24 protein-coding genes are annotated in these 26452 nt (G+C 53.7%); 5 read left to right on the top strand and 19 right to left on the bottom strand.

The features are described from left to right. Nucleotides 1–19 precede the first annotated feature (19 nt). Nucleotides 20–2155 (bottom strand): TonB-dependent receptor, encoded by a 2136-nt coding sequence (locus tag ACN06F_RS17540; protein WP_433924426.1) that lies wholly within the window; start codon nucleotides 2153–2155, stop codon nucleotides 20–22. Between the two features lie 187 nt (nucleotides 2156–2342). After that, nucleotides 2343–2684, bottom strand: a complete 342-nt coding sequence (locus ACN06F_RS17535; RefSeq protein ID WP_038479490.1) for an accessory factor UbiK family protein — start codon at nucleotides 2682–2684, stop codon at nucleotides 2343–2345. A gap of 363 nt (nucleotides 2685–3047) precedes the next feature. Between ACN06F_RS17535 and ACN06F_RS17530 the strand changes: the two genes are divergently transcribed. The 3 genes from ACN06F_RS17530 to glnK all read left to right on the top strand — a co-directional run bounded on the left by ACN06F_RS17530 (nucleotide 3048) and on the right by glnK (nucleotide 5221). After that, nucleotides 3048–3386, top strand: a complete 339-nt coding sequence (locus tag ACN06F_RS17530) for a P-II family nitrogen regulator (RefSeq protein ID WP_038479487.1) — start codon at nucleotides 3048–3050, stop codon at nucleotides 3384–3386. Between the two features lie 45 nt (nucleotides 3387–3431). Continuing rightward, on the top strand, nucleotides 3432–4679 hold the full coding sequence (locus ACN06F_RS17525) for an ammonium transporter (protein WP_038479484.1): 1248 nt from the start codon (nucleotides 3432–3434) through the stop codon (nucleotides 4677–4679). Nucleotides 4680–4882: 203 nt separating this feature from the next. Beyond that, on the top strand, nucleotides 4883–5221 hold the full coding sequence (gene glnK / locus ACN06F_RS17520) for a P-II family nitrogen regulator (protein WP_009098335.1): 339 nt from the start codon (nucleotides 4883–4885) through the stop codon (nucleotides 5219–5221). A 176-nt stretch (nucleotides 5222–5397) separates the two neighbouring features. Here glnK and ACN06F_RS17515 read toward each other — a convergent pair whose 3' ends face one another. Beyond that, nucleotides 5398–6174, bottom strand: a complete 777-nt coding sequence (locus tag ACN06F_RS17515) for a ferredoxin--NADP reductase (RefSeq protein ID WP_038479478.1) — start codon at nucleotides 6172–6174, stop codon at nucleotides 5398–5400. A 183-nt stretch (nucleotides 6175–6357) separates the two neighbouring features. Here ACN06F_RS17515 and ACN06F_RS17510 point away from each other — a divergent pair, with 183 nt between their 5' ends. Continuing rightward, a complete protein-coding gene (locus ACN06F_RS17510) occupies nucleotides 6358–7284 on the top strand; it encodes a LysR family transcriptional regulator (RefSeq protein WP_009723195.1) in 927 nt (308 codons plus the stop codon). 20 nt (nucleotides 7285–7304) lie between these two features. On the opposite strand, the gene ACN06F_RS17505 is transcribed toward ACN06F_RS17510, so the two are convergent. The 8 genes from ACN06F_RS17505 to phnD all read right to left on the bottom strand — a co-directional run bounded on the left by ACN06F_RS17505 (nucleotide 7305) and on the right by phnD (nucleotide 17572). Beyond that, nucleotides 7305–9161 carry a methyl-accepting chemotaxis protein gene (locus tag ACN06F_RS17505; protein ID WP_433924425.1) on the bottom strand — a complete coding sequence of 619 codons (1857 nt, stop codon included), beginning with the start codon at nucleotides 9159–9161 and terminating at the stop codon, nucleotides 7305–7307. Between the two features lie 334 nt (nucleotides 9162–9495). Continuing rightward, nucleotides 9496–11613, bottom strand: coding sequence for a methyl-accepting chemotaxis protein (locus ACN06F_RS17500; protein WP_433924424.1), 2118 nt, complete (start codon nucleotides 11611–11613; stop codon nucleotides 9496–9498). A gap of 10 nt (nucleotides 11614–11623) precedes the next feature. Then, a complete protein-coding gene (locus ACN06F_RS17495) occupies nucleotides 11624–13495 on the bottom strand; it encodes a methyl-accepting chemotaxis protein (protein WP_198348783.1) in 1872 nt (623 codons plus the stop codon). Nucleotides 13496–13600: 105 nt separating this feature from the next. Then, on the bottom strand, nucleotides 13601–14032 hold the full coding sequence (locus tag ACN06F_RS17490; protein WP_038479465.1) for a host attachment protein: 432 nt from the start codon (nucleotides 14030–14032) through the stop codon (nucleotides 13601–13603). An 87-nt stretch (nucleotides 14033–14119) separates the two neighbouring features. Continuing rightward, nucleotides 14120–14929: a phosphonate ABC transporter, permease protein PhnE gene (gene phnE / locus ACN06F_RS17485; RefSeq protein ID WP_038479462.1), complete on the bottom strand. Its 810-nt coding sequence runs from the start codon at nucleotides 14927–14929 to the stop codon at nucleotides 14120–14122. Then, nucleotides 14923–15732 carry a phosphonate ABC transporter, permease protein PhnE gene (phnE, locus tag ACN06F_RS17480; RefSeq protein WP_038479459.1) on the bottom strand — a complete coding sequence of 270 codons (810 nt, stop codon included), beginning with the start codon at nucleotides 15730–15732 and terminating at the stop codon, nucleotides 14923–14925. The genes phnE (ACN06F_RS17485) and phnE (ACN06F_RS17480) overlap by 7 nt, the downstream gene beginning before the upstream one ends. Continuing rightward, complete coding sequence (gene phnC, locus ACN06F_RS17475; protein WP_038479456.1) at nucleotides 15719–16525, bottom strand: phosphonate ABC transporter ATP-binding protein; 807 nt, start codon at nucleotides 16523–16525, stop codon at nucleotides 15719–15721. The genes phnE (ACN06F_RS17480) and phnC overlap by 14 nt, the downstream gene beginning before the upstream one ends. A 57-nt stretch (nucleotides 16526–16582) precedes the next feature. Further along, the gene (gene phnD / locus ACN06F_RS17470) at nucleotides 16583–17572 is read right to left on the bottom strand and encodes a phosphate/phosphite/phosphonate ABC transporter substrate-binding protein (RefSeq protein ID WP_231657785.1); all 990 of its coding nucleotides are present in this window, start codon (nucleotides 17570–17572) and stop codon (nucleotides 16583–16585) included. A 157-nt stretch (nucleotides 17573–17729) separates the two neighbouring features. On the opposite strand from phnD, the gene ACN06F_RS17465 reads away from it, so the two are divergent. After that, complete coding sequence (locus ACN06F_RS17465; protein ID WP_433924423.1) at nucleotides 17730–18323, top strand: histidine phosphatase family protein; 594 nt, start codon at nucleotides 17730–17732, stop codon at nucleotides 18321–18323. On the opposite strand, the gene ACN06F_RS17460 is transcribed toward ACN06F_RS17465, so the two are convergent. From ACN06F_RS17460 to hemE, 8 genes are all read right to left on the bottom strand, one after another. Continuing rightward, nucleotides 18320–18709 carry a RidA family protein gene (locus ACN06F_RS17460; RefSeq protein WP_095603450.1) on the bottom strand — a complete coding sequence of 130 codons (390 nt, stop codon included), beginning with the start codon at nucleotides 18707–18709 and terminating at the stop codon, nucleotides 18320–18322. The two genes, ACN06F_RS17465 and ACN06F_RS17460, sit on opposite strands and share 4 nt — an antisense overlap. A gap of 102 nt (nucleotides 18710–18811) precedes the next feature. Then, the gene (locus ACN06F_RS17455) at nucleotides 18812–19540 is read right to left on the bottom strand and encodes an amino acid ABC transporter ATP-binding protein (RefSeq protein WP_009723183.1); all 729 of its coding nucleotides are present in this window, start codon (nucleotides 19538–19540) and stop codon (nucleotides 18812–18814) included. A gap of 86 nt (nucleotides 19541–19626) precedes the next feature. Next, entirely contained in the window at nucleotides 19627–20727 is a 1101-nt protein-coding gene (locus ACN06F_RS17450) for an amino acid ABC transporter permease (RefSeq protein ID WP_095603451.1), read from the bottom strand. A 21-nt stretch (nucleotides 20728–20748) separates the two neighbouring features. Beyond that, on the bottom strand, nucleotides 20749–21939 hold the full coding sequence (locus ACN06F_RS17445) for an amino acid ABC transporter permease (protein WP_038479441.1): 1191 nt from the start codon (nucleotides 21937–21939) through the stop codon (nucleotides 20749–20751). A 91-nt stretch (nucleotides 21940–22030) separates the two neighbouring features. Next, nucleotides 22031–23056 carry an amino acid ABC transporter substrate-binding protein gene (locus ACN06F_RS17440; RefSeq protein WP_038479438.1) on the bottom strand — a complete coding sequence of 342 codons (1026 nt, stop codon included), beginning with the start codon at nucleotides 23054–23056 and terminating at the stop codon, nucleotides 22031–22033. 265 nt (nucleotides 23057–23321) lie between these two features. Beyond that, entirely contained in the window at nucleotides 23322–24332 is a 1011-nt protein-coding gene (locus ACN06F_RS17435; RefSeq protein WP_038479435.1) for an amino acid ABC transporter substrate-binding protein, read from the bottom strand. Between the two features lie 92 nt (nucleotides 24333–24424). Further along, nucleotides 24425–25285: a polyamine aminopropyltransferase gene (speE, locus tag ACN06F_RS17430; protein ID WP_038479432.1), complete on the bottom strand. Its 861-nt coding sequence runs from the start codon at nucleotides 25283–25285 to the stop codon at nucleotides 24425–24427. Next, nucleotides 25285–26397 (bottom strand): uroporphyrinogen decarboxylase, encoded by a 1113-nt coding sequence (gene hemE / locus ACN06F_RS17425; protein ID WP_038479429.1) that lies wholly within the window; start codon nucleotides 26395–26397, stop codon nucleotides 25285–25287. The genes speE and hemE overlap by 1 nt, the downstream gene beginning before the upstream one ends. Between the last annotated feature and the right edge of the window lie 55 nt (nucleotides 26398–26452).

The following is a 26452-nucleotide window of genomic DNA, read 5'->3' as shown; positions in this document are numbered from 1 at the left end:
GCGAGTAGCGGGGCGGTGCTTAATACGCCATCGACCAGTTCAGGGTGTAAGTACGTCCGCGCCCTTGATAGTCGTAGAGGTATTCTGGTCCGTAGTAGGGCGAATAGAACATAGCGGCCCGCTGGCCCCAGACGGTGGAGTACTGATCATCGAGTAGGTTCTGTATGCCCAGACTCACGGTGCCAAAATCGGTCTCCTGGCTGAGCGATAGATCGAGGGTGGTGTTGCCGTCGATCTCACGATCCGCGTCGTCTTTCAGATCGAAAGTATGGCTGGCTTGCAAGCGCGCCGAACGCACGTAGTCGGTCCAGCCGATGAAGGCAGTGGAGGAGGAGAGCGATGCATAGCGGGCGTCACGCTTCTCCCACTCCCCTTGGCTGTTCTCCTGCTCGGAACGCACCAAGTGTAGGGTGCCGCCGACCTCTAGGCCGTTGTCGAAGTAACGGGTTACCGCGCTCTCTAGACCAAAGTCGCGCTTCTTTTCGTCCACTACGCTGACGCTCAGATCCTGGGCATTCTCTACCGCCTTGTCCGACCAAGCGTAGTAGAGTGCCGTTTGAGCCATCCAGTTGCCCCCCTGGTAGCGCCAGCCTAGCTCCACCTGATCTGTCTCGATGGCAGATAGAGGGTTGTTATTGACACTCACCTCGGGGCTCTTGCCGTAGTATTTGGCGGGATTTGGCAGCTCGAAGCCCTGGCTAAACTGCAGCCAGTTCTGGTGACCGTTGCCGTAATCGTAGAGGGCGCTGGCATTCAATAGCGTGGTTTCGTAATCGTTCTTACCGCCGGGAATACCCTGGAAATCGTCCACTTCGACATCCATATGCTGCTGCCGCAACCCTGCGGAGAGCTTAAGCGCCTGGGTGGCCTGCCAGTCACCTTGGACGAAGCCCGAAAGCCCGTCCACCTGATAGCCTGGATAGCGGGGCTCAACACTTGAAGCCTGCTGCACCAGACCACCGGTGGTATCCGAGATATCGGTATCGAACAGCATCTGGCTGGCATCGAATTTTTCTCGATCCAGGTCGAGCCCGTAGGTCAACGAAACGTCATCACCCAGGCGCGACTCAAATAGCGCTTTAATGCCGCTTAAATCAGTGTTTTGTTGCGATGCGCGAAACTGCAGACCGTCGGCGACTGGGTAGGGAAATGCCTGAAAACTGGACTCTTCCTCCCGGTGAAACGCCTGCAGGTAGAAGTTTTGCCCCCACAGGTTAGCGTGGTGATAGTTGACGTTGACCAGCTTGCGGTCGGTTTCCGGATCGCGCTGTGAACGGTAGCCGTCGCGAATCTCGGCATCGTTCAAGTTGGGCGTGGCTGCGTCGAGGTTGGGAAAGTAAACACCCCGATTACCTTCGTAGCCGGAACGATACAGCTGGGCGCCCAGCTCCAGGCTCTGTTCATCGGTCAAACGGAAAGAGAGGTTGCCCAATACATCAATGCTGCGATTGTCCTGCAGGTCGGTCTGGGCAATATCGGGAAAGATCTCTTGGCCGCTGCCGTCATAGTGACGACCGTTGTCACCAATGGCGGTACCCAGGTAGCCCTGAACCCGCTCATTGCCGCCGCTGATCGATTGCGACAGGCGTCGATCCATATCATCGCTGTTGTTGAAGCCCGTGGTGATGCCAGCTTCGGTGCGCCAGTTCAGGCCTTCTTCGCCTTTGCGCGTAATGATATTGATCAAGCCCCCCGTAGCACCGCCGCCATACAGGCTGCTGGCGCCGGAAAGCACTTCTACACGCTCAATATTGAAGGGGTCAATGGCGTCGAACTGACGGGAAAGCCCACGCGAACTGTTCAGAGATACGCCATCGATAAGCACCTGCACGCCCCGACCACGCATGTTTTGCCCATAATTGGTGCGCCCTTGCGGTGCCAGATCCAGCCCCGGCACAAGTTGCCCCAATGCCGTCTTTAGGTCTGCACCATTGCGGGTCTGCTGTTGCAGCATCTCTTTGTCAATCACCCATACCGCGCCAGGTATCTGACTGATCTGGGTCGGGGTGCGGGAGCCAACCACTACCATGGTATCTTCAGCGTTTGCGTTTAGCGTGGATCCAGACGTTGTGTTTTGGGCGAAAACATTGCTGGAAAAGCCTAGTAATAGACCCGTGCCAATGAGTGCAGCCGTTGAAGAAGACCAGTCAGACATGATGAACAATCCGCGAGCAGTTAGGGAATAGGAGGCGGAGAGTATCACCACAACAGTCAATGTCAATGATATTGATTCGTGTTTATTGAGTGGGTATGACGCTCTTTACGTCATCAACATCAACGTATTAAGCCACCACTTAGTGTCGGCAATAGGCGTCGTAAGCCTATTGCCGTCCGTTCTGGGTTTAGGCGGGCTTGTTATCCTCTGAACCATCACTGTTCGGTTCAGGAGCGGGGGTTGGTGGTGCTTCTGCTTCAACGGGGGAAGGGCTCGTTGAGGTAGAAGCTTCCACGGCTGCCTCAAGGCTGGCCACTTGGCGCTCTAGAGCTTCAACGCGGGAGCGGGTGCGCTGTAATACATCCATCAAAATATCAAAGTCTTCCCGTGACACCAGCTCCAGCCTGTCAAAGGCACCACGCACTACCTGCTGTACGCCTTTTTGGATATCTTCCGGGGCTTGGGATGCGTTCTGTAAACGATCCCCAATTTGCTGGGCTAAACGGCTAATGCGATCTTGAGGCGCCATCGCTCTCTCCTTAAATGACCACGCATAAATGTGCACTGCTTACTAACTATAAGGATACGCAACCCGCAGTCGATGCGCATGCATCGTTTACAAATTAGCCTCTGGCTTCTCTTTATCGGCGGGGTGTATCGAAGGAGTGCATCGAAATGGAGCGCCGCGTTTTTATTAATGTTCTTTTATGGTGCAAGCAGGCAGTGGCGGCTGCTGCTAAGTCTTCCTTGCCACCGAATAATCTTGAGTTTTATAAAACAAACTGCTGACTTATAAGAAAAAAAAGTTGGGTGGCATGGTATGCGCATTAACGAGATAAGCAGTTAATTCGGGCGGCGCTGCCGCTACCTAATCCAGCAGGGGAGATCCGGGATGAAACTCATCACCGCTATCATCAAGCCATTCAAACTTGACGACGTTCGTGAAGCGCTCGCTGACAACGGCGTTCAGGGCATCACGGTGACTGAAGTTAAAGGCTTCGGTCGTCAAAAGGGGCATACCGAGCTGTATCGTGGTGCGGAGTACGTCGTCGACTTTCTACCCAAGGTAAAAGTTGAAGTGGCCGTGGACGACACCCGGTTAGAGAGCGTATTGGAAGCGATCTGTAGCGCGGCTAACAGCGGCAAGATCGGTGACGGCAAGGTGTTTGTGACACCGCTTGAAGACGTTATTCGGATTCGGACAGGCGAACGCGGTGCAGACGCCGTTTGAAGCTGTTTTTTCGGATCATTTCTATAGTTCAACGGGGAACTTAAAATGAATGAGTTGACTGATCTGAGCTACGCGCTCGACACGTTTTACTTCCTAATTTGCGGCGTGCTCGTCATGTGGATGGCCGCTGGCTTCTCAATGCTTGAGGCTGGCTTGGTACGTTCAAAAAACACCGCCGAGATTCTGACCAAAAATATCGCGCTATTTGCGATTGCCTGCACCATGTACTTGCTGGTGGGTTACTACATTATGTATTCCAGCAGCGCGGGTGGCTTCCTACCCAACCTTGGTTTCTTGATTGGCGCTGAAAACAGCGTGGATGCAGTGACCGCAGGCGGTGATGATGCGCCTTACTACTCAATGCGCTCTGACTTTTTCTTCCAGGTAGTGTTCGTGGCCACTGCCATGTCGATTGTGTCTGGTGCGGTTGCTGAGCGCATGAAGCTGTGGGCTTTCCTGGCCTTCGCAGTGGTGATGACAGCCTTTATTTATCCGGTGTCTGGCTACTGGACGTGGGGCGGCGGCTGGTTGTCTGAAGTCGGCTATTCCGATTACGCGGGTTCCGGCATTGTTCACTTAGCAGGTGCCGCGGCTGCCTTAGCGGGTGTATTGGTGCTTGGCCCACGTAAAGGTAAGTATGGTAAAGATGGGTCTATCCACGCGATTCCAGGCGCCAACATGCCGCTGGCCACACTGGGTACTTTTATCCTTTGGATGGGGTGGTTCGGCTTCAATGGTGGCTCTGAGTTGAAAATGTCTGATATCAGCTCTGCCAACAACGTTGCTCAAGTGTTTGTTAACACCAACGCGGCCGCTGCCGGTGGCGTGCTTGCCGCACTGATTCTTGCCAAACTGTGGTTCCGTAAAGCGGACCTTACCATGGCGCTTAACGGTGCACTGGCTGGTCTTGTCGCGATTACTGCGGATCCTCTGTCGCCCTCTGCGCTAGGCGCTGCGGTGATTGGGGCGGTAGGTGGCTTGATCGTTGTCGCTGCGATCGTCACGCTGGACAAGCTGAAGCTTGATGATCCGGTCGGCGCTATCTCGGTACACGGTGTGGTGGGTATCTGGGGCGTGCTGGCGGTTCCGCTGACCAATGGCGACGCTTCTTTCGGCGCACAGCTGATCGGTATCGTTGGTATCTTTGGCTGGGTATTCGTTGCGAGCCTGGTGGTGTGGTTGGTGCTGAAAGCCATCATGGGTATCCGCGTTAGCGAAGAAGAAGAGTATGAAGGTGTCGATATTGCTGAGTGCGGTCTTGAAGCCTATCCCGAATTTAGCGTTAAGAAATAAGCTTACGCTAATGAAATGAGCTGGCGTGCTCTTTTGGCCTCCCCTAGCGGGAGGCCTTTTTGCCTTAGTGCATTGTTACAATCCATTGGCGCTGATTTTTTATTCTCTGCCTGTAGCGGTGTATGCTTAACGCTAACGGGCTTGGCTAACAGCAGTGTCCCGCCAACCTTTAATAAAAGGCCACCAAGCTAGAGGATGTCGCAATGAAATTGATCTCAGCCATTATCAAGCCGTTTAAGCTTGATGACGTACGCGAATCGCTCTCTGATATCGGCGTGCAGGGCATTACGGTAACGGAAGTGAAGGGCTTTGGCCGTCAGAAAGGTCACACAGAGCTATATCGTGGTGCAGAGTACGTGGTGGATTTTCTGCCCAAAGTAAAGCTAGAAGTTGCGGTAGATGACGATATGGCGGAACAGGTTATTGATGCCATTACGCAGGTTGCCAATACAGGCAAAATCGGCGACGGCAAAATCTTTGTCATGCCGCTGGAGCAGGTGATCCGTATTCGTACCGGTGAAACCGGTAAAGACGCGGTTTAGGCTTGTTAACTGTGAATAGTGAGTGGTGAATGGTAAGTAAAAAGCAGTAAGTTGTTGAACTGTAGATATTAGGCAGCACAAAGCCCCTGTGGATCATCTCCAGCAGGGGCTTTGTATTAGTGATGTAGTCATTAAAGCGACTAGAATTTTTCTACTCACTTCTCACTACTCACTACTCACTTCTCAACAAAGGCACGCTCAATCACGTAATCGCCCGGCTCGCCCATCCGCGGGGAAATATTCAGGCCCAACTCGTCTAGCAGCGCGCTAGTGTCGTCGAGCATGGCGGGGCTGCCGCAAATCATCGCGCGGTCTTGGCGCGGATCAATCGGCGGAAGACCGGTATCTTCAAACAGCTTGCCGCTGCGAATGTGATCGGTCAGGCGCCCCATGGTGTGGAATTCTTCACGGGTAACCGTGGGGTAGTACACCAGCTTCTCGGCAATTTCTTCGCCTAAATACTCGTGAGCAGGCAGCTCTTTGGTAATAAAGTCGGCATAGGCAAGTTCAGATACCTCGCGCACGCCATGTACCAGCACAACTTTTTCAAAGCGCTCGTACACTTCTGGGTCTTGGATCAGGCTCATAAACGGTGCAAGGCCTGTTCCGGTGGAAAGCATGTAGAGGTTGCGGCCGGGAAGTAGGTCATCGCATACCAGCGTGCCCGTAGGCTTGCGGCTGACCATAATTTGGTCGCCAACTTGAAGGTGCTGCAAGCGCGAGGTGAGCGGGCCATCGGGTACTTTGATGCTGAAAAATTCCAGATGGTCTTCGTAGTTGGGGCTGGCGATGGAGTAAGCACGCATCAGCGGTTTGCCATTCACTTCCAGGCCAATCATCACAAACTGACCATTTTTGAAGCGTAGGCTACGCTCGCGAGTGGTGCGGAAGCTGAACAGGGTGTCGTTCCAGTGGTGAACGCTGAGGACTTCTTCCAAGGCAAACTTGCTCATGCTAACTCCTCCAATGGGCAGAGTGGCCTAAGCCTCGTCTGCCATATTCTAAAAAAGCATAAAAAATGGCTAAATATGTTGCTGCTAATTCTAAATAAAGAGAGATATATCTGTTAAGCAAATTATACTGATAACACTTATCTAAAAAATAGATATGCTGCCGAAACAAGATAGGTTGTCTCTATGCATTACACCCTGCGCCAGTTGGAAGTCTTTGTGGCCGTCGCCCAGCACGAAAGTGTTTCTCAGGCGGCGCGTGCCCTCGCTATGTCCCAATCTGCTACCAGTACGTCGCTCGCGGAGCTTGAGCGTCAGTTTGACTGCCAGCTTCTTGATCGCATGGGAAAACGGCTGAAGCTTAATGCGTTAGGCTTTCAACTGTTGCCAAAAGCGGTGGCCTTGCTGGACAGGGCCGAAGAGGTAGAGGAACTGTTGCGCGGCCAGCAGGGCGTAGGCGCATTAGATGTGGGCGCAACGCTAACCATTGGCAACTATCTAGCCACTCTGTTGATCAGCGATTTCATGCAGCGCTACCCCGGCAGTCGGGTGCGGCTAGCAGTGCGTAACACGCGTCACATCATTGAGAGTGTACGCCAGCACTCGCTTGATTTAGGGCTGATTGAAGGGCAGTGCGACGACGATATGATTATCAGCCAGCCATGGGTAGAGGATGAGCTGTGCGTCTTCTGCTCGCCGCGCCACCCGTTGGCGGGTCGCGAGCATCTTGAGCTGGAACAGCTGTTGCGTGAAGACTGGATTATGCGCGAGGAGGGCTCTGGCACCCGCATGACCCTTGAGCACGCCGCGCGGCATCGGCGTAGTCGGTTTAATACCCTATTGGAGCTTGAACATACCGAGGGTATTAAACGGGCAGTAGAATCAGGCCTGGGGATTGGCTGCGTTTCCAGGCTAGCACTGCGTGATGCTTTCCGGCGTGGCAGCTTAGTGCCTCTGCCAACACCGGAATTAGACTTAAAACGTCAGTTCACTTTCATCTGGCACCGCCACAAGTACCTTACCACGGGGGTACGAGAGTTCTTGCGACTTTGCCGCGAGATGACCGCGGGTGCCAAGCGCAGCGATGATATTCCACTGCCGCCGATTCCTTAGTCACTCAATACGATAATCACTCAATACGATGGCAAAACGTTGGGCGAGTTGACTGCTAGGGGAGCCGAAGGGTGTCGAGACAGCTTGAAGCTGCTGATGGTGCCCTTAAGATGATCAGCTTGCTCTTTCAGCTGTTCAGCGGCAGTGGTGGACTCTTCCACCATGGCAGCATTCTCCTGGGTCATACGGTCAAGTTCAGACACGGCGATATTGATCTGCTTGATGCCATCGCTCTGCTCACTCGTGGCGGAGTTGATTTCCTCCAACACATCGGTGACGCGAGTGATATGAGCGACAATATCCTGCATGGTTGCGCCCGCGTTTTGCACTAATGCGGTACCGTTATTGACTCTGCTTTGTGAGTCTTCAATGAGTTTTTGAATATCGTTGGCGGCTTCACTGCTGCGCCCTGCTAATTTGCGTACTTCATCAGCAACTACTGCAAAACCACGGCCATGTTCCCCTGCCCGGGCGGCTTCTACGGAGGCGTTAAGGGCCAGCAAGTTGGTTTGGAAGGCAATACTGTTCATTAGCGTGACGATTTCGCCAATTTTATGGGAGGCCTGGGAAATATCTTCCATCGTGGTAACCACATTGGCGACCACTTGCCCGCCTTCTTTAGCTACTTTCGAGGCCGTTTGAGAGAGCTTGTTGGCCTCTTGGGCCGAGGCCGCGGTGTGCTCCACGGTGCTGGTTATCTGCTCTACTGAAGCAGAGGTCTGCTGCAGGCTAGAAGCCGCGTTATCGGTACGGCGGGATAGATCCTGGCCGCCCAGGGCAATTTCGTTAGCGGCATGGTGCACCGATTCACTGCTGGTGCGTACATCGACCAATACCGCTTCCATTTTGCCCACAAAGCGGTTGAAAGCACCGCAAATTTGGGCCACTTCATCACGGCCCTGCTCGGGAAGTCGGCGGGTTAGATCTCCTTCGCCGCTGGCAATGTCATCCAGGGCATCACGCGCCCGTTCTAGGCCAGCGAAAGTACGTTTGAGCCACAGGCTCAACAGCAGAGCCGTGACAGCAATGATGGCGATTAGCGTCAACAATGAAGACTTGAGGATGGCACGCAGCCCTGCAGTGGCTTCATACTCGTCTAATGCCACGCCGAGTTCCCAGTCGGTTCCTGCGATGGGGGTCACCGAGAGTCGTTTATCCAGGCCATCGACTTCGATAGGCTCCCACGCGTCTTGCACAGCACTTAGCTGTTCGATGGACGCAGGGGACAGGGTGTCGCTAATTCGGCTCAGCGGTTTGAGCGTCAGTTCAGTGTCGGGGTGGGCAATCACAGTCTCGCCACCGCTACTTAGAAAGGCGAAACTCGAAGACGTTGGCCGAATAGCGTTGACCTGACTGACTAGATTGTCGATGACGACATCGCCGCCGATTACCCCATACAAACGGCCATTACGCTTGACTGGCGTAGCAAAGGTAACCACTAGCTGATTGCTATTAGCGTCCACGTAAGGCAGCGAGACGATAGTACGATCCTGCTTTGTTGCTGCTTGGTACCAGCCACGCTGGCGTGGATCATAATCACTGCCTGGCACCCAGCCGTCGGACGAAAGATGGCTACCATCGGCTTGGCCGAAAAATGCCGTTAGGAAACCGCCTGACTCTGCTACCTGAATGAGTGGCGCAAGCGGGTCATTATCGATCACTGGCGTGCGCGCGGCTTCTAGTATGGCGGCTCGGGCATCAATCCACTCCTCAATGGCCAGGGCGTTACCCTGTGCAATTGAGGCCAACTGCTGAGTTACCTGCTGGTCATTATGTGTTTGCAGGGTCAGGTAGCTGACTGAGGCATTAATAGTCAGTGCTAGCGTAATTACCATTAACGTGATGATAAGAATACGCAAGCGTAGGGACGACAGCATGAATATAGTCTCGCTAGTTAGGAAAGCTAAGGCCTGAAATAGGCCACTTTGTATGTACTATCTGTTACGTACTATCTGCTATGTACTATCTGATAAGTACTATCTGCAGCCCTACTATCGGCATCAATGATTACGACTTTAGGCGTATGCTTAAGATCGTGTAGTTATCGGTTCGCAATGGGGAGAACACGCCCTGAAGTAAACTGAGCTAAGGCAGGATGGATAACGAGGTGGGCCTCGAAATGAGGCCTGGCAGGATAATGACCGCCGGAGCCCAGCGTAGCGATAAACCTGCGCTACTGCCGATCTCCTGGCGGCCTGATTTAATAGCTGTTTAGTACTGTGCCAGCGTTGGCGCAGGCAGTGTGTGTTGGCTCTGTGAGTGGCGGCTGTCATGTGTTTCAAGCGTGAAGCCACCCACCAGTGCATCGAGCCGATCCGCCTGATCTTTTAGCTGTTCGGCGGCGGTGGTGGACTCCTCCACTAGGGCTGCGTTTTGCTGAGTCATCTGATCTAGATCGGTGACGGCAATGCTTACCTGACTGATACCATCGTTTTGCTCTCGCGCGGCCGTACTGATATCGCCGAGCATTTGAGTAACGCGCGTCACGCTTTGAGCCAGTTCATGCATGGCTGCTTCGGCATCACGCACCATTTGTGTGCCGCTTTCTACCTTACCTGCCGAGGCATCGATGCGTTGGCGAATATCTTTGGCGGCGTCGCTGCTGCGCGAGGCGAGTTTACGTACCTCATCAGCTACGACGGCAAAGCCACGACCATGCTCCCCTGCACGGGCAGCCTCTACGGATGCGTTTAGCGCCAGCAGGTTAGTTTGGAAAGCGATGCCATCAATGACACTGACAATGCTCTGAATTTCATCAGAGTTGGTGCGAATATCCGTCATCGTGGCGACCACCTGCTCAAACGCACTGTCAGTACGGGACGCGAGCTCAGAGGCGGTTTGGGAAAGCCCGCTGGCTTCCTGAGAGGCGTGGGTGGTGTGGCCAACGGTACTGCTGATCTCTTCCATGGCTGAAGAGGTCTGTTGCAGGCTAGCGGCGGCCTGTTCGGTACGCCGAGAAAGATCGTGCCCTCCTTGGGTAATCTCATTGGCTGCATGGTTGACTGCTTCGCTGCTGCGCCGTACATCCAGCAAGATGGTTTGGATTTTCTCCGCGAAGGCATTGAACTGTTCTGCCACTGCTGCGCTCTCGTCGCGGCCATGAACTGGCAAGCGTTGGGTAAGGTCACCATGCCCTGTTGCGATCTCTTCCATCCGGTTGGCCAGGCGTTTAAGAGGGCGCGCGATTCGTCCACCAATCCACCATAGTGCGCCGACACCAATGGCTGCCAGCAGTAGGCCCACCAGTGTCATGCCGAACGTGTTTTGCTGGCGCTGCTCACTGAGCACGTCTTGCAAGGCATTCAGTTCGGCCAGCACCACCGACTCGGGAAGCTGCAGTACCAGCACCCAGGGCTGACCCGTATTGCCAAGAGCGATAGGCTGATAACGCTGGAACATACCGTCGGCCGTGCTGCTGTGTAGGTTGCCCTGTGTTGTTGCCTGCTCAATGCCTGCCAACAGCGTGTCACTTAGCGAATCGCTAGCGGGCAACCCTAAAGCTTGCCCCCCAGCGGTATCAGCTACCAAACCACCACGTCCCGCCACCAGTGTCATCCGGCCAGCGCCGTTATAAAGCGCCTGGTTAGCATCGCTTAACAGGGTTTGGATAAAGTTAAGCGCTAAATCAATCCCCGCCACACCGCGAAACTCGCCATCTACCAAAATCGGTGCGTTGAACGAAGCGACTAGCTGGGTTTCGCCGCCGAAGTCGTAAGCTGCAGGGTCGATAATACAAGGAGCTAAGGTTTCCCGCGGACACAGATAGTACTCGCCTTCGCGCACGCCGCTTGCCAGGGGCGTTTCGCTCTCTATGTCCTCACCTAGCGGCAGTATCGCCAGCTCGCCATCATCAGTGCGGTACCACCAAGGCATAAAGCGGCCGCTGGCGTCATGGCCGTAGCGCTCGTCACCTGCGTAGCGAGCGTCATCTCCAAAGGCGTTGGGCTCCCAGCCGATATAGGCATCCAATAGGTCTGGGTTATCGGCGACGGTTTGGCGCACAAGGTTTGATAGCTGTCGGCGGCTTAGGTAGAGCGCGCGTTGGCCTTCTGCATCATCCATGCCCATTAACGCATTGGTTGTGGCTAGTTGGCTGGCCAGCGTCATTGCTTTGTCCAGCTCGCGCTGAATGCGCTGGCCTTCCGCTTCGGCAATGGCGCTTAAGCGGGCATTCAGCGCGCCTTCCATGAGCTCACTGGTGTGGTCATCCACGGTTTGTTGGGTATGAGCGGCAGCGATCAGGTTATACACCACCAGGGCGGCCACAATGGCTAACAGGCAAGGACCTGCAAGTGCCACGACAAAAGAGCGTAATGAGCGAAAATGCATAGTGTAATCCCTAGGCGATATGGCGACGTTGGTTGTCAGGTGTTTGATAGGGCACTTGCAAAGCAGGCGTAGCAGCGTGGGACAGTTTAAAGCTGCTGATAGTCCCTGCGAGATGCTCTGCTTGCTCTTTCAGTTGCTCAGCAGCAGTAGTGGACTCTTCCACCATGGCAGCGTTTTCCTGGGTCATGCGATCAAGCTCGGCAACGGCAATATTGACTTGATTAATGCCATCGCTCTGCTCGCTGGTGGCTGCGTTAATCTCCTCCAGTACATCGGTAACACGGGTGATATGGGCAACAATATCCTGCATCGTCGCACCCGCATTTTGTACCAGAGAGGTGCCATTGTTGACTTTGCTTTGTGAGTCTTCGATTAGCTTTTGAATATCGTTGGCAGCTTCGCTACTGCGTCCCGCCAGTTTGCGGACCTCGTCGGCCACTACGGCAAAGCCGCGGCCATGTTCGCCGGCACGGGCCGCTTCTACAGAGGCGTTGAGTGCCAGCAGATTGGTTTGGAAGGCAATGCTGTTCATCAGCGTGACAATTTCACCAATTTTATTAGAGGCTTGAGAAATGTCTTCCATTGTTGTGACGACATTTGCCACCACTTGGCCACCTTCCTTCGCAACGTTTGATGCTGCATGGGAGAGCTGGTTGGCTTGCTGGGCGGATGCGGCAGTATGCTGAACGGTGCTGGTTATTTCCTCGATCGACGCAGACGTTTGCTGCAGGCTTGCGGCCGCGTTATCGGTACGGCGTGATAAATCCTGACCACCCATGGCAATTTCGTTGGCCGCGTGATGAACCGCTTCACTGCTTGTACGGACATCAACTAATACGGCTTCCATTTTGCCGACAAAACGGTTGAACGCGCTGGCAATTTGGGTCACTTCATCGTTGCCTTCTTCTGGCAAACGTAGGGTTAAATCGCCATCTCCCGAGGCAATGTTATCCATCGCGCTGCGCACGCCAAGCAGTCGACGAAGCATCAATGAAAGCAGAACCCCAAATATAACGGCGGTGATGGCCGCGACAATCAGCAAAGTGATAATCGAGGTAGTCGCAATGGCACGCAGGCCTGCGGTGGCTTCGTGCTCATCAAGCGCCACTACTAACTGCCAGCCACTACTGCCGCCCACTGTGCTGCCCATCAGCAGCTTGCCACTGTTTTGCAGCTCAAGCGCTTGAGGCTCTTCGGCCTGGATAATCTTGGCCAAGCTGTCGTTGGTTAGATCGCTGCTCAACACTGAGGACGGCTCAAGCGTTAACTCGGCGTCAGGATGCGCTACGAGCGTGCCATCTTCCGTCGTCAAAAAACCAAAGCTTGAAGGTGTCGGGGCGATACTGGCCACAATATCAATGACATCTTCAATGGTGATGTCTGCGCCAATGACAGCAGCGAGCTGCCCGTTACGGTAGAAGGGGCGTGCAAAGGTAACGATTAACCCCCCTGTTTGGGCATCGACATAAGGCGTTGTGATAATGGTGTCTTTGGCGTTGGCAGCGTCCTGATACCAGGGGCGTTGGCGAGGGTCATAATCACTAGGTGGCTGCCAGTTATCAGAAAAAACAGCATCAGACGTAGAGGGATAAGCCATATAGGCAGTCATGAAGCTTCCAGAATCAGCCAACTGACGCAATGCGGCAAGTGGGTCGCTGCTGCCAACAGCATCATCCATGCTGGCCAGCATGGTATAGCGAGCGTTAAACCACTCATTAATTGCCTGGGTGTTACCGTTAACGACGGCACTGAGATTGCGGCTTACTTGTTGATTGTTGTGATGCTTGACGGTGGTGTAGCTGGCTATGCCATTAATGATGAGGGCTACAATAATGGCCGTGAGGGCGGCTAGTAAGATGCGGGCTCGTAGGGAGGAAAACATGGTCGCTCTCTAAATCGTCAGGGGTCAGACGACTATCGGCAAAAGCGACCACTTCTTTAGCAGAAAAGCGTGCTTAGTGGGAAAGCGAGAGTGACGTAGAGAGCATTAGCGTAAGTCGCTAACGGCGTTTTGAATATCGGCCAGGGAAGCTTTACTCAAATCTTTTGAAAGCGTGTGAATGACCAACTTGTGGGTGGTGTTATCGAGCTTTTCTCGCAGTAGCCCAAGAAATTTCGGCGGCGCGACCATAATAAGCTTTTCCATGCTGTTATCGACGCGTGCGTCATATAAGCGCTTGGCAACTTCTTTGGCAAACAACTCATTTTCATGCTGCGAGGCGGCGCCCTCCTCTCCTGACGAGCGCGATGAGGTTGACGTAGATTCATGAACATCGGCACCGCGGCGATCGGTGATTAAATCACCTTCATGCAGCCTGCCTGCTGCGTGTACAAGGCTCTCATGCTCAGTGAGATTCAACGCATCACGGGTGAAAATACGCGCGCGGGCGGCGTCAGCTACCACGATATAGGTGGTCATCGTCGTACGTCCTCCTTGTCGTTAGTTACTCTCTAACCATGGCAATCATTTGCCGTTTGGTCAAACACTTGCGTAGCTAAAAAGGGGTTAAAGCACTTTGCTGCGTAGTAGGCTAGTAATGGCTTCGCCTATCAGTACCAAAATGATAATCGCGATCAAAATAGTAGCGACTGTCGGCCAAGCAAAGGTGTCGATAGCGCCTTGTAGAATCACGCCAATGCCACCTGCGCCAACGAGTCCCAGTACGGTGGATTCCCGGATGTTGATATCCCAGCGCAGAATCACGATGGCAAAAAAGGCTGGCATCACCTGGGGCACAATGGCGTAGGCGACCACTTTTGCCTTGGAAGCACCGGTGGCTTCCATTGCTTCCACCGGTCGGCGGTCGATTTCTTCAATGGCTTCACCCATTAATTTGCCAATAAAGCCTATCGAGCGAAACACAATCGCCAGGATCCCTGCTAATACGCCGGGGCCAAAAATAGCCACGAATAACAGCGCCCATATAATCGTATTAACCGAGCGGCTGGAGACCAGAATAAAGCGCCCCAGCCATAGGCAAGCACGATTGGGGGTGGTGTTCTGGGCGGCGATATAGGCGACTGGCAAGGCGAGAAAAATAGTCAGAAATGTGGCTAACGTTGCGATATGTACCGTTTCGAGCAGCGCGTTCAGAATATTGCTTAACCCGGCAGCGCTGGGCGGCCACATGCGCGCACCCAAATTAGACATTTGGTTGGGAGCGTCCCATACCCAGGGCCAGAAAATATCAATATCGCGAACCGCCCAGAACACCAGCATCAGTGTGCCTAGCAATACAGCGTAGCGGATTAAGCGTTCTTTACGGTCGTAGCGATGCCAAACACGGTCGGCAAGTTGCTGAGCGTGATCTACCATATTTTTTTCCTCACCCAGCCGCTGATGCCTTCACTCAGTAAAATAACCGCAATAATGACCAGTAGAATCGCAAAGGCGAAGTCGTAATCATAGCGACCAAAGGCATTCATTAATGTGCCACCGATACCGCCTGCACCGACGATGCCGACCACCGCAGAGGCGCGTAGGTTGCTATCAAGCTGGTACATCGATAGACCGACCTGACGGGGCAATATTTGTGGAAAGACGGCGTAATAAAGCGTGGCAATGTAGCCTGCTCCTGCCGCGCGCATGGCTTCTACCTGCCCCCAGTCAATCTCTTCGATCTCTTCTGCTAGCAGCTTTCCAACAAACCCGATGGAGTAGAGAGTCAGCGTTAAAATACCTGCCAGCGGCCCAAAACCAACGGCCGCCACGAATAAAATAGCCACGATCACGGGGTGAAAGCTGCGCGAGATAATAATGACCGCGCGGCCAATCACGTAAATGGGCATCGGGGCGATGTTACGAGCGGCCATCACCGCAAAAGGAATCGATAAAAAAACGCCTAGTAATGTGGCGAGAATGGCAATTTGGAAGCTCTCTTTAAAGCCTGTCAGCAGCAACTCGTAACGTTCTAGGCTGGGGGGAAAGCCCCCGCTAAAGATGCGTGCTGCCCGCGGTAAGCCTTCTGAAATGCGCGCCCAGTTAAACGGCAAAGAACCGAAAGCCCACACCAGATAAATCGCAGCGACAATAAAAATGCCGTAACGGATGATGGGGTTGGCAATAAATGGCGGCTTTTTCCAGATGCGCGGGGGAGAAGGGGAGTCAGACGGCGTCATGTCGTGGCTCCTCTACGCGGGCATCGGGCTGCTCAGTAATGGCATCGTCAGGCGCTTCAATACCACCATAAATGGCATCTAGCGCGTCTTTGTTAAAGTCCGCAGGCACTCCATCAAAAATCATCTTGCCGTGGCGTAAGCCGACAATGCGCTCAGTGTAGGTTTTTGCTTGCGCAACGTTGTGAATATTGATCAATACCGGTAGCGAAAGCTCACTGGCAAGGCTCTGCAGCAGTATCATGATCTGCTCGGACGTGCGCGGGTCGAGCGATGCCGTTGGCTCGTCGGCCAGCAGCAGGTCAGGTTCTTGCATTAATGCCCGCACCACCCCGACGCGCTGGCGCTCACCGCCGGAAAGCTCATCGGCACGTTTATTAGCGTAATGAGCAATTCCAACGCGCTCCATGAGGGTAAATGCGCGCTCTATATCAGCTTGGGGGTAGCGACGTGAGATTGCTTGATAGAGATTAACGTAGCCAAGCCGTCCAGCAAGTACGTTCTCCATGACGGTGAGGCGGTCAAGTAAGTTAAATCCCTGGAAGACCATGCCAATTTTGCGCCGAGCACGGCGTAACTCAGCGCCTTTCACATTCACCAGTTCGGTGCCGTTGAGTTTGATAGAGCCCGATGTAGGTTCTACTAAGCGATTGATACAGCGAAGCATGGTGCTTTTACCAGCACCGGACGCGCCGACAATAGAAACAACGCTGTTGTCCTCTACCTTAAGGTCGAGTCCCTTCAGCACCGCCTCGTTGTGGCCATAACGTTTGACCAGATTGGTAATTTCCAGCATGTGATTGTTTCCATCGAAAGGCGAATAATTGCGCCGCCGGAGACGGCGCAATCGCTGTTACTCCAGGTTTTCTCGTGTATAGCTCACGTCATTAGCCGCCTGGATGGTACGAATCACTTGCCAGTTATCTTTGTAATTAATCGGAATAAACTTTTCGACGCCTTCAAACTCTTCGCCAAGCTCGGTGCCAACAAAATCGAAGGTAAAGAAGGCTTCCTCGATTTTTTCTACAAGATCTGGGTGTAGGTTGTGGGCGTAGTTATAGGAGGTAGTGGGGAATCGGTCAGATTCGTAGATCAGACGCACATCTTCCTCATCGTAAAGGCCACGTGCTGCCATACGCTCGACTACTTCAGAAGCCACCGGCGCGGCATCGTAATCCCGAGCGACTACGCCCAACATTGATTGGTCATGGCTGCCCGAGTAAACGACGTCGTAATCCTCTTCGGGGGTGATGCCAAGCTCTGGCAGTAAGGCACGCGGCGCTAGATTACCGGAGTTGGACGTTGGTGAGGTGTGGGCAACACGCTTGCCCTTGAGGTCTTCCAGGCTCTCAATATCTGAGTCTACGTGGGTAAATAGCTGCAGGGTGTAGCCGAACTGACCATCATCTGACCCCATCAGTGCGAAGGGTACCGCGCCTGCTAAGTTAACGGCAAAGGGGGTAGGGCCAGTCGAGAAGCCAGCAATGTGTAAACGCCCGCTGCGCATGGCTTCGACTTGTGCGGCGTTAGATTGAACAGCAAAGAAGCGCACATCGCGTTCGGTAACCTCGGATAGATGATCAATAAAGGGCTGCCAGATATCCGAATAAATGGCCGGATCTTCTACTGGGGTATAAGCAAAAATAAGGGTGTCCGGGTTTGCCCACCCAGACTCGTCGCTTGGCCGATCAGCCACCATGTCGCCGTTTTCATCGCAGTACAGCGGATCCAAGTCACCGCGCTCGCACTCTGCCAAAGCATGGGTAGAGAGGAGTGCGAAGGGGAGCAGTGATGCAGCCGCTAGCATGGCAAGCGGGCGCTTGCAGAAACGTGGTGTTTCCATAGTTAGCCTCTTATGTGCGTTATTTTTGTGTTGTGCTATCCACTATCGAATTCAGCGCTTCTTTTACTTCGCGTGCGTTTCGCAAGTGGACATTTGTAGCGCTAGATGTTTATTTTTCGAAAACGATTTCTCTCAATCTAGGATTTATTACAAAGATATGTCAAACACTTTCACAGCCACTTTCTACCATTGGCGAAATCGCTATCTTTTGATGCGCCATGGCCATAGCCAAGCGAATGAACAAGGCCTCATTATTAGTTCGCCTGGGCGTGGGCTTTGCGATTTCGGCTTGTCACCTTTGGGCGAAGAGCAGCTCTCAACCGTCATTGATCAATGGCGTTGGCCGACGCCCACCAAGGTGGTGCACTCGGACTTTTTGCGGACAACACAAACCGCTGATCGAGTCGCTAAAGCGTTTGGCTTAACGCTGGAGAAAGAGGAGCGCCTTCGTGAGCGCTACTTTGGTGAGCTCGATGGCCAATCGGATCGGCATTACCCTGACATATGGGCGTTAGATGCCCAGGATGCTGGCCATCAACAGCATCAGGTGGAGGCGGTAAGTAACGTCGCCAAGCGTATGTGCGCAGTTGTTGAGCAGCTGGAGCGTCGCTGCGAAGGCGAGACGGTGTTGGTGGTGAGTCATGGCGACCCATTACAGATACTGCTCACAGCGCTCGCCAATAAACCGCTGACGCAACACCGCGAGCAACCTGCCCTGCAGCCTGCCAGCATTACTCCGCTGGGGAGTTAGTCGGGTGAGGGTGGAATCCAGGCAATCATATCCACTTCTACATCGGCCCCGCCGGCAAGACCGGTGACGCCAATACAGGTGCGGGTTGGCAGCGGCTGTTTGAAGTAGCTGGCATACACGCGATTAACCTCGTCAAAGTGGCCCATATTGGTAATAAATACGCGTGACTGCACGACGTATTCAAAGCGACTGCCCACTTCTTCCAACACGATGGCTAGGTTTTGCATGACGCGATGAGTTTGTTCGGTAAAGGTGCCCAACAGCATTTCGTTGGTTTCAGGTACGGTGGGCATCTGGCCGGTAATAAATACCAAATCGCCCACTCGGCAAGCGTGCGAAAAGGGAGCAATCGGCTGTGGGGCGCGGTCAATAAATAGCTTTTCCATCTTGAACGGTCTCTCTTGTGTCGATGAGTTGGCGCCGCTCGATATAAGCGAAATACAAAGATGGGCCTTCAATGAGGCCCATTGCTTTATCAATTGCTTTACTTAGTGCCCCAAAATTTGGCTCAAGAATAGCTGGGTACGTTCTGACTGCGGGTTATTAAAGAACGGCTCAGGAGCGTTTTCTTCGATAATTTGCCCTTGGTCCATAAAAATCACCCGGTCGGCGACGGTTTTGGCAAAGCCCATTTCATGGGTCACACACAGCATGGTCATGCCTTCATTAGCAAGCTCCACCATGACGTCGAGCACTTCCTTGATCATTTCTGGATCAAGCGCCGACGTTGGTTCGTCGAATAGCATCACGTCAGGGTGCATGCACAGTGAACGGGCAATGGCGACCCGCTGCTGCTGGCCGCCGGAAAGCTGCCCCGGGTACTTAAGCGCCTGTTCAGCAATACGCACCCGTTCTAAGTACTGCATGGCCATTTCTTCCGCCTCGCGGCGCGGCTTTTTTTGCACCCACATGGGCGCTATACAGCAGTTTTCCAGCACTGTTAAGTGAGGGAAGAGGTTGAAGTGCTGGAATACCATGCCCACGCTACGGCGGATTTGCTCGATACGCTTAACGTCTTGGGTAAGCGGTACGCCGCCCACCACGATATCGCCTTGCTGGTGCTCTTCCAGGTGGTTAATGCAGCGAATCAAGGTTGACTTGCCTGAGCCTGAAGGCCCGCAAATAACAATACGCTCGCCGCGCTTTACTTCCAGGTCGATATCGCGCAGCACGTGAAAATCGCCGTACCATTTGTTAACGCCGCGCATTTCAACCATCAGGTCAGAAGTGGGGGGGCCAGAGATGTTGGTGGCTGCTTGAGTCATGTCTTTATCCTGCTAAAAAATCGTTAATAAAAGCGGCGTTAGCGCTTATGGCCGGTGTGCAGCTTGCGTTCTAAATACTGGCTATAGCGCGACATGCTGAAACAGAAGATCCAGAACATGAAGGCGGCAAAGACATAGCCTTCCAGCGAGAAGCCCAGCCAGCGTGAGTCGGCCAACGCCGCTTGTACGATCCCCAATAGGTCAAATAGCCCGATGATCATGACCAGGGTGGTGTCTTTAAACAGCGAAATGAAGGTGTTCACGATGCCAGGAATCATCATCTTCAGTGCCTGAGGAAGCACAATCAGCCCCATACGCTTCCAGTAGGTCATGCCTAGCGCAGCGGCAGCCTCTTCCTGACCCTTAGGGATGGCCTGCAGGCCACCACGAATAACCTCGGCCATGTAGGCACTTTGGAATAGTGTTAAGCCGATTAGTGCGCGTACTAGGCGGTCGACGCTCATATCGGAAGGCAGGAAAAGCGGCAGCATTACCGAAGCCATGAATAGCACCGTAATCAGCGGTACCCCACGCCAGAACTCGATGAAGACCACGCAGAAGCTTTTCACAATAGGCATATTGGAGCGTCGCCCCAATGCCAGCACAATGCCGATTGGCAGCGCGCCAACCATACCGACGGTGGCCAGCAGTAGGGTCAGCATTAAGCCACCCCAGCGGTGCGTGGGCACGCGAGGCATGTCAAAGTAGCCGCCGTGCAGCAGCACATAAGCAACGATGGGGAAACCGACGAGAGCGAATACCGCCACCCAACGTTTGAGGGGCAGGCGGGGAATTGCTAGCCAGGCTATCAGCGTAAAGAAGCCAGCAAAGACGATGTTGGCTCGCCAGATTTCTTCACGGGGATACAAGCCGTAGATAAACTGGGTAAAGCGTGCATTGATGAAGACCCAGCAAGCTCCTTCCCGAGAGCAGTCATCCCGTGTGGTACCTATCCAGTCAGCATTCAAAAACGCCCACTGAACGGTGGGAACAACAAGCAAATAGAGTATGTAAAGCCCGATCAGGGTAAAGATGGTATTGATCGGGCCATTGAACAGATTGGTACGTAGCCAAGCAATCGCCCCGACAGAACTACTGGGGGCTGGCCGCTCTTTAATGATTGTTTGATTATGGATCATGTAAACATCCTCACCGTCGGCCTAGCGTTCAACCAGTGCCACTCGGGCGTTGAACCAGTTCATAAACATGGACACCAGCAGGCTGATGGTTAGGTAGACCGCCATGGTCATTGCAATAACCTCAATGGCTTGGCCGGTCTGGTTCAGCGTGGTGCCTGCAAACACCGAGACAAGGTCGGGATAACCGATGGCGGTTGCCAGCGACGAGTTCTTAATCAAGTTCAAGTACTGGCTGGTTAGCGGCGGAATAATGACGCGCAGTGCCTGAGGGATAACCACCAGACGAAGTACCAGGTTACGTGGCAGGCTTAGTGCCTGGGCAGCTTCCGTTTGCCCGTGCGAAATTGCTTGAATGCCAGAGCGGACAATTTCAGCAATAAAGGAGGCGGTATAAATCGACAGTGCCAGCCAAAGCGCGAGGAACTCAGGGATTACCGTAATACCGCCACGGAAATTAAAGCCGCGTAGTTCCGGCATTTCCCAGGTAACCGGCACGCCAGTGGCAACTAGCACTAACAGCGGTAAGCCAAAAATCAGCAAAAACGAGATCCAGTAAGCCGGCAGGCGTTTGCCTGTGGCTTCATGGCGACGCTTGTTCCATATCACCAGGGCAATACTGGCAACAATGGCGACAAGGAAGGTAAGAGGGATCAAGCCAAAGCCAGACTCAAACAGCGGCTGGGGTAAATACAATCCGCGTACGTTGAGAAAGAGAGCCTCGCCAAATGCCAGGCTATCTCTGGCGCTTGGCAACGTGCGTAATACCGCAAAGTACCAGAAGAAAATTTGTAGTAGCAGCGGGATATTGCGGAAGGTTTCGATATAGGCGGTGGCTAAGCGCGCCAGCAGCCAGTTAGGCGACAGGCGGGCGATGCCAACAATAAAGCCAATGATGGTCGCGGCCAATACCCCTAGGCCACCCACCAACAACGTATTCAGTAAGCCAACCAGGAAGGTACGGCCATAAGTGCTCTGAGATGAGTAGTCGATCAGACTCTGCACAATCCCAAAGCCTGCGGTGTTGCCCAAGAAACCAAACCCGGTGGTGATACCACGTGCGGATAAGTTGTCTTGGACATTACCGACAATGTAGAGCAGAAAGGCTGCCACAGCGGCGACGAGGAGTAGCTGGAAAATAAGCGCACGTTTGGCGCGATCTCGCCAAAACGGCGGCTTGTGGCCAGCGGGACGAGTGTTAGGACTTACGGACATGGAAGGCGTCTCCGCGATACGGACGGTCAATCAAATGGCCCGCCGATGCCCTTGGAAGAATGGGGCGGCGGGCCGGGGTCAAACGAGACGCTTAGCGAATCGGCGGTGCGTACTGGAAACCACCTTGATTCCAGAGGGCGTTAACGCCGCGCTCAATTTCAAGCGGAGAGCCCATACCGACGTTGCGCTCAAAGCTTTCGCCGTAGTTACCAACTTGGCTCAGGATGTTGTAAGCCCAATCGGCTTCTAAGCCCATACCTTCACCGTAGTTGCCATCTTGGCCAAGTAGGCGGGCAACATCAGGATTCTCAGAGCTGAGCATCTCTTCGGCATTTTCGCTGGTGATGCCGTACTCTTCGCCGTTAAGCATGGCGAATAACGACCACTTCACGATGTTAAACCATACATCGTCACCTTGACGCACCACCGGGCCTAGCGGCTCTTTGGAGATAACGTCTGGCAGAATCATCGCGCCAGACGGGTCATCTAGCTGAATACGCAGTGCGGCTAGCTGGGAAGTATCGGAGGTGAGAACGTCACAGCGGCCAGCCTGGAAGCCACCCACGGTTTGCTCAGAGGTATCGAAAACGATGGGGTCGAATTCCATGCCGTTGGCACGGAAGTAGTCTGCTAGGTTTAGCTCAGTCGTGGTGCCAGACTGAATACAAATAGCGGCACCGTCCAGTTCAGATGCGCTGGAAATACCCAGGTCGCGGGAGACCATAAAGCCTTGGCCATCATAGAAGTTAACGCCAGTGAAGTTGAGGCCCAGCGTGGTGTCACGAGTGGTGGTCCAGGTGGTGTTGCGTGAAAGTACGTCGACTTCGCCAGACTGCAGGGCCGTAAAACGCTCTACAGCGTTCAGAGAAATGTAGTTCACCGCATCAGCATCACCGAGAACGGCAGCTGCAACAGCACGACATACGTCAACGTCGAGTCCTTGCCAGTTACCTTCATCGTCCGGGGCGGAAAAGCCTGGCAGGCCGTCACTGACGCCGCACTGTACGGCGCCACGTTCCATCGTGTCTTCTAACGTATCAGCTTGAGCAGTGGCGACACCGGCCAACGTGATAGCACCCGCGGAGGCCAGCAGTACCAAGTGTTTTTTATTCATCATGGTCGTTCCCCTTACTCGATTTAATGTCGTTATGCATGCAGATGCATGACACTAAAAGCTAGCAAGGAAGGTGCCAGAAAGGATATGTCGTCAAATTCAGCGCTTTTCAACGCAAAATGCCAGCTGTATACGAAAGTATTGGTGCAAAAAGGAACATTAGCGACTAGCGATTGCTCTATTTTGGTGCGAGTCGCTAACGTTGCTGATAGTTTTAGAATAGTAGGTTTAAGCGTTACAGATTAACGGGTTTGAAAGATAAACAGGATTAGCGAATAGGGGGTGCGTATTGAATGCCACCATCTTTCCACAAGGCGTTTAAGCCTCTGGCAATCTTGAAGTCAGAGTCAGCACCGACGTTTTTATCAAAGATATCGGCGTAGTTACCCACCTGCTTGATGATTTGGTACGCCCAATCGGTATTGATGCCCATTGGCTCACCAAAGTCACCATCTTGACCAAGCAGGCGCATGACATCAGGATTCTCCGAATTAAGCTGTTCATCTACGTTAGCTTGTGTAATGCCCAGCTCTTCCGCATTTAGCATGGCAAACAGCGACCACTTCACAAGATTGAACCATTGGTCATCATTTTGACGAACGGCTGGGCCCAGCGGTTCTTTCGAGATAATTTCAGGGAGCACGACCGCCATGTCGGGATCAGCAAGCTGCATCCGTTGGGCATACAGTTGGGAAGCGTCGGAGCTTAAAACATCGCAACGGCCCGCTTCAAAGCCAGCAATAGATTGCTCAGGCGCATCAAAAACGACAGCATCATAAGTCATGCCGTTGATACGAAAGTAATCAGAAAGATTGAGTTCGCTGGTGGTGCCGGACTGGGTACAAACTGCTGCGCCATCAAGCTCTTTAGCGCTTTGCACGCCTAAATCGCTGGCCACCATAAAGGCTTGGCCATCGTAGTAACTTACGCCGGTAAAGTTCATCCCCATCGTCGTGTCACGGCTCGAGGTCCAGGTCGTGGTGCGTGATAGGACATCGACTTCGCCAGACTGCAGCGCGGTGAAACGTTCTACCGAGTCGAGTGGCACGAAGTCTACTTTTGTCGCGTCGCCAAGCGCCGCAGCGGCAATGGCACGGCATACATCGGTATCCAGGCCCCGGTATTGGTCGTCGTCATCTAATGACGAAAAGCCTGGCTGGGCAGCGTTAACGCCACAACGTACGCTATCGCGTTCCTGAACGGTTTCCAGCGTACTGGCCATGGCCATCGCAGGTACTAAAACACCAATTCCTACTCCCAACCAACGAACGGTTTTCATTTGTTATTCCTTAACGTGAAAGGGCAAGTAAACGTAAGCACATAAAAAAAGCCGAGCAATGCTCGGCTTTTTGGCTATTCGCAGGCGCTAAGTTATGCGAAGGCTTTACGCATAAAAGGCGGCAGCGATAGTGCACCACGGTGAGCATCACCAGTGTAGTACTGTAGCGGCATTTTATGCTCAGCGGCAGCCTGTTCGCGGAAGCTTTCAACGCTGGTCGCTTTACCGGCCAACGTGACGCTCCACCAGCCAGAAGGGTAAACCGGCTGTGGGAAGGGTAGTGTGGCCACGCTATCAAAGCCCGCTTCACGCATGTCGTTACGCAGTTCGCGAATAATAGAGCCGCTGTGGTAAAGCGGTGATTCGCTTTGCTGCACCATCACGCCGCCATTTTTTAGAATACGGTGGCAGCGCTTCAGGAAGTCGGTTTTAAACAGCCCTTCGGCGGGGCCGACCGGGTCGGTAGAGTCGATAATCAGCACGTCGATGCTCTCATCGGCAGCGTCGTCTACCCACTTCACACCATCTGCAAACAGTAGCTCGGCACGCGGGTCGCCGTTGGCTTCTACCAGCGCTGGGAAGAAGCGCTCGGCGGCCTTAGTCACTTCTTCATCGATGTCGATTTGCGTCACTTTTTCAACGCCCGGATGACGCAGCACTTCCTTCAGCGTGCCACAGTCGCCACCACCAATAATCACCACCCGTTTGGGGTCTTGATGGGTGAACAGCGCCGGGTGGGCTATCATTTCGTGATAGAGGAAGTTGTCGCGATCGGTCAGCATTACGCAGCCATCGAGCACCATCAGGTTGCCGTAGGTCTCCGTGGTATAAACTTCCAGGTGCTGGTAGGGGCTTTGCACATCCAGCAATTTCTCAGTGACTTTCAGCGAGAAAGCGCTGCCGTGGCTATCAAATACTTCGGTAAACCACTGGTCGTCGCGTAAATCGCTCATTACTTTGCTCCTGGGCGAGGGGCGTTCGTTTGGGTAGGAATGCCTTGATGATACTGCGGGCTTAAATCGTGCAGCGCCTCCATAAAGGCGGTGACGTGGTCAGGGTTGGTGAACTGGCTGATGCCATGGCCCAAGTTAAAGACGTGGCCCGGGCCGTGGCCGTAGCTCTCCAGTACGCGAGCCACTTCGGCGCGAATGGCCGAGGGGCGGGCGAACAGCACGTTGGGGTCCAGATTGCCCTGTAGCGCGACTTTATGGCCCACGCGGGAGCGAGCGTCGGAAAGCTCGGTCGACCAATCGATACCTAGCGCATCGGCGCCGGCACAGGCGATGTGTTCCAGCCATTGGCCGCCGTTCTTGGTAAACAGAATAACCGGCACGCGGCGGCCATCGTGTTCACGAATCAGGCCGGAGACAATTTGCTCCATGTAGCGCAGCGAAAATTCCAGGTAGGCGGGGGTTGAAAGCGCACCGCCCCAGGTATCAAAAATCTGTACCGCTTGAGCGCCAGCGCGAATTTGCGCGTTTAGGTAGTCAGTTACCGACTGCGCCAGGGTGTCCAGCAATTGGTGCATGGTGTCTGGCGTATCGTAAAGCATGGTTTTCAGGTGACGGAAATCTTTGCTAGAACCGCCTTCCACCATGTAGGTGGCTAGCGTCCAGGGGCTACCCGAAAAGCCAATCAACGGCATGCGGCCGTTCAGCTCACGACGAATGGTCGATACGGCACGCATCACATAATCGAGATCGCGCTCGGCGTTGGGTACCGTTAACGCTGCAACCTCTTCTGGGGTGCGTACGGTTTTTCTGAATTTAGGGCCTTCACCGGTTTCGAAATAGAGCCCTAGCCCCATCGCATCTGGGATTGTGAGGATGTCGGAGAATAGAATGGCGGCATCTAGCGGGTAACGCTCAAGGGGTTGAAGCGTTACTTCACAAGCTAGGTCATGGTTGCGACACAGATCCATAAAACTGCCAGCATCGGCGCGGCTGGCGCGATATTCTGGCAGGTAGCGGCCTGCTTGGCGCATCATCCACACCGGAGTGCGGTCGACGGGCTGGCGAGCCAGCGCACGAAGAAAACGGTCGTTTTGCAAAGGTGTGGTGGTCATAAACACTTGCTCTTGAGAAGTTTGCCCGCATTGTAAGGGAGTCATTGTACTTGAA

Origin of the sequence: Vreelandella sp. 21, from assembly GCF_050995515.1 — a bacterium.
In the GTDB taxonomy this organism is placed as follows: domain Bacteria; phylum Pseudomonadota; class Gammaproteobacteria; order Pseudomonadales; family Halomonadaceae; genus Vreelandella; species Vreelandella alkaliphila.
The sequence above is the reverse complement of the archived record's forward strand: the minus strand, read 5'-3'. Positions and strand labels throughout refer to the sequence as shown.

What these genes read in the sequence shown, in the direction of transcription:
- ACN06F_RS17540 (WP_433924426.1), bottom strand. Translation starts at nt 2,155, where the DNA reads ATGTCTGACTGGTCTTCTTCAACGGCTGCACTCATTGGCACGGGTCTA.
- ACN06F_RS17535 (WP_038479490.1), bottom strand. Translation starts at nt 2,684, where the DNA reads ATGGCGCCTCAAGATCGCATTAGCCGTTTAGCCCAGCAAATTGGGGAT.
- ACN06F_RS17530 (WP_038479487.1), top strand. Translation starts at nt 3,048, where the DNA reads ATGAAACTCATCACCGCTATCATCAAGCCATTCAAACTTGACGACGTT.
- ACN06F_RS17525 (WP_038479484.1), top strand. Translation starts at nt 3,432, where the DNA reads ATGAATGAGTTGACTGATCTGAGCTACGCGCTCGACACGTTTTACTTC.
- glnK (WP_009098335.1), top strand. Translation starts at nt 4,883, where the DNA reads ATGAAATTGATCTCAGCCATTATCAAGCCGTTTAAGCTTGATGACGTA.
- ACN06F_RS17515 (WP_038479478.1), bottom strand. Translation starts at nt 6,174, where the DNA reads ATGAGCAAGTTTGCCTTGGAAGAAGTCCTCAGCGTTCACCACTGGAAC.
- ACN06F_RS17510 (WP_009723195.1), top strand. Translation starts at nt 6,358, where the DNA reads ATGCATTACACCCTGCGCCAGTTGGAAGTCTTTGTGGCCGTCGCCCAG.
- ACN06F_RS17505 (WP_433924425.1), bottom strand. Translation starts at nt 9,161, where the DNA reads ATGCTGTCGTCCCTACGCTTGCGTATTCTTATCATCACGTTAATGGTA.
- ACN06F_RS17500 (WP_433924424.1), bottom strand. Translation starts at nt 11,613, where the DNA reads ATGCATTTTCGCTCATTACGCTCTTTTGTCGTGGCACTTGCAGGTCCT.
- ACN06F_RS17495 (WP_198348783.1), bottom strand. Translation starts at nt 13,495, where the DNA reads ATGTTTTCCTCCCTACGAGCCCGCATCTTACTAGCCGCCCTCACGGCC.
- ACN06F_RS17490 (WP_038479465.1), bottom strand. Translation starts at nt 14,032, where the DNA reads ATGACCACCTATATCGTGGTAGCTGACGCCGCCCGCGCGCGTATTTTC.
- phnE (WP_038479462.1), bottom strand. Translation starts at nt 14,929, where the DNA reads ATGGTAGATCACGCTCAGCAACTTGCCGACCGTGTTTGGCATCGCTAC.
- phnE (WP_038479459.1), bottom strand. Translation starts at nt 15,732, where the DNA reads ATGACGCCGTCTGACTCCCCTTCTCCCCCGCGCATCTGGAAAAAGCCG.
- phnC (WP_038479456.1), bottom strand. Translation starts at nt 16,525, where the DNA reads ATGCTGGAAATTACCAATCTGGTCAAACGTTATGGCCACAACGAGGCG.
- phnD (WP_231657785.1), bottom strand. Translation starts at nt 17,572, where the DNA reads ATGGAAACACCACGTTTCTGCAAGCGCCCGCTTGCCATGCTAGCGGCT.
- ACN06F_RS17465 (WP_433924423.1), top strand. Translation starts at nt 17,730, where the DNA reads ATGTCAAACACTTTCACAGCCACTTTCTACCATTGGCGAAATCGCTAT.
- ACN06F_RS17460 (WP_095603450.1), bottom strand. Translation starts at nt 18,709, where the DNA reads ATGGAAAAGCTATTTATTGACCGCGCCCCACAGCCGATTGCTCCCTTT.
- ACN06F_RS17455 (WP_009723183.1), bottom strand. Translation starts at nt 19,540, where the DNA reads ATGGTTGAAATGCGCGGCGTTAACAAATGGTACGGCGATTTTCACGTG.
- ACN06F_RS17450 (WP_095603451.1), bottom strand. Translation starts at nt 20,727, where the DNA reads ATGATCCATAATCAAACAATCATTAAAGAGCGGCCAGCCCCCAGTAGT.
- ACN06F_RS17445 (WP_038479441.1), bottom strand. Translation starts at nt 21,939, where the DNA reads ATGTCCGTAAGTCCTAACACTCGTCCCGCTGGCCACAAGCCGCCGTTT.
- ACN06F_RS17440 (WP_038479438.1), bottom strand. Translation starts at nt 23,056, where the DNA reads ATGATGAATAAAAAACACTTGGTACTGCTGGCCTCCGCGGGTGCTATC.
- ACN06F_RS17435 (WP_038479435.1), bottom strand. Translation starts at nt 24,332, where the DNA reads ATGAAAACCGTTCGTTGGTTGGGAGTAGGAATTGGTGTTTTAGTACCT.
- speE (WP_038479432.1), bottom strand. Translation starts at nt 25,285, where the DNA reads ATGAGCGATTTACGCGACGACCAGTGGTTTACCGAAGTATTTGATAGC.
- hemE (WP_038479429.1), bottom strand. Translation starts at nt 26,397, where the DNA reads ATGACCACCACACCTTTGCAAAACGACCGTTTTCTTCGTGCGCTGGCT.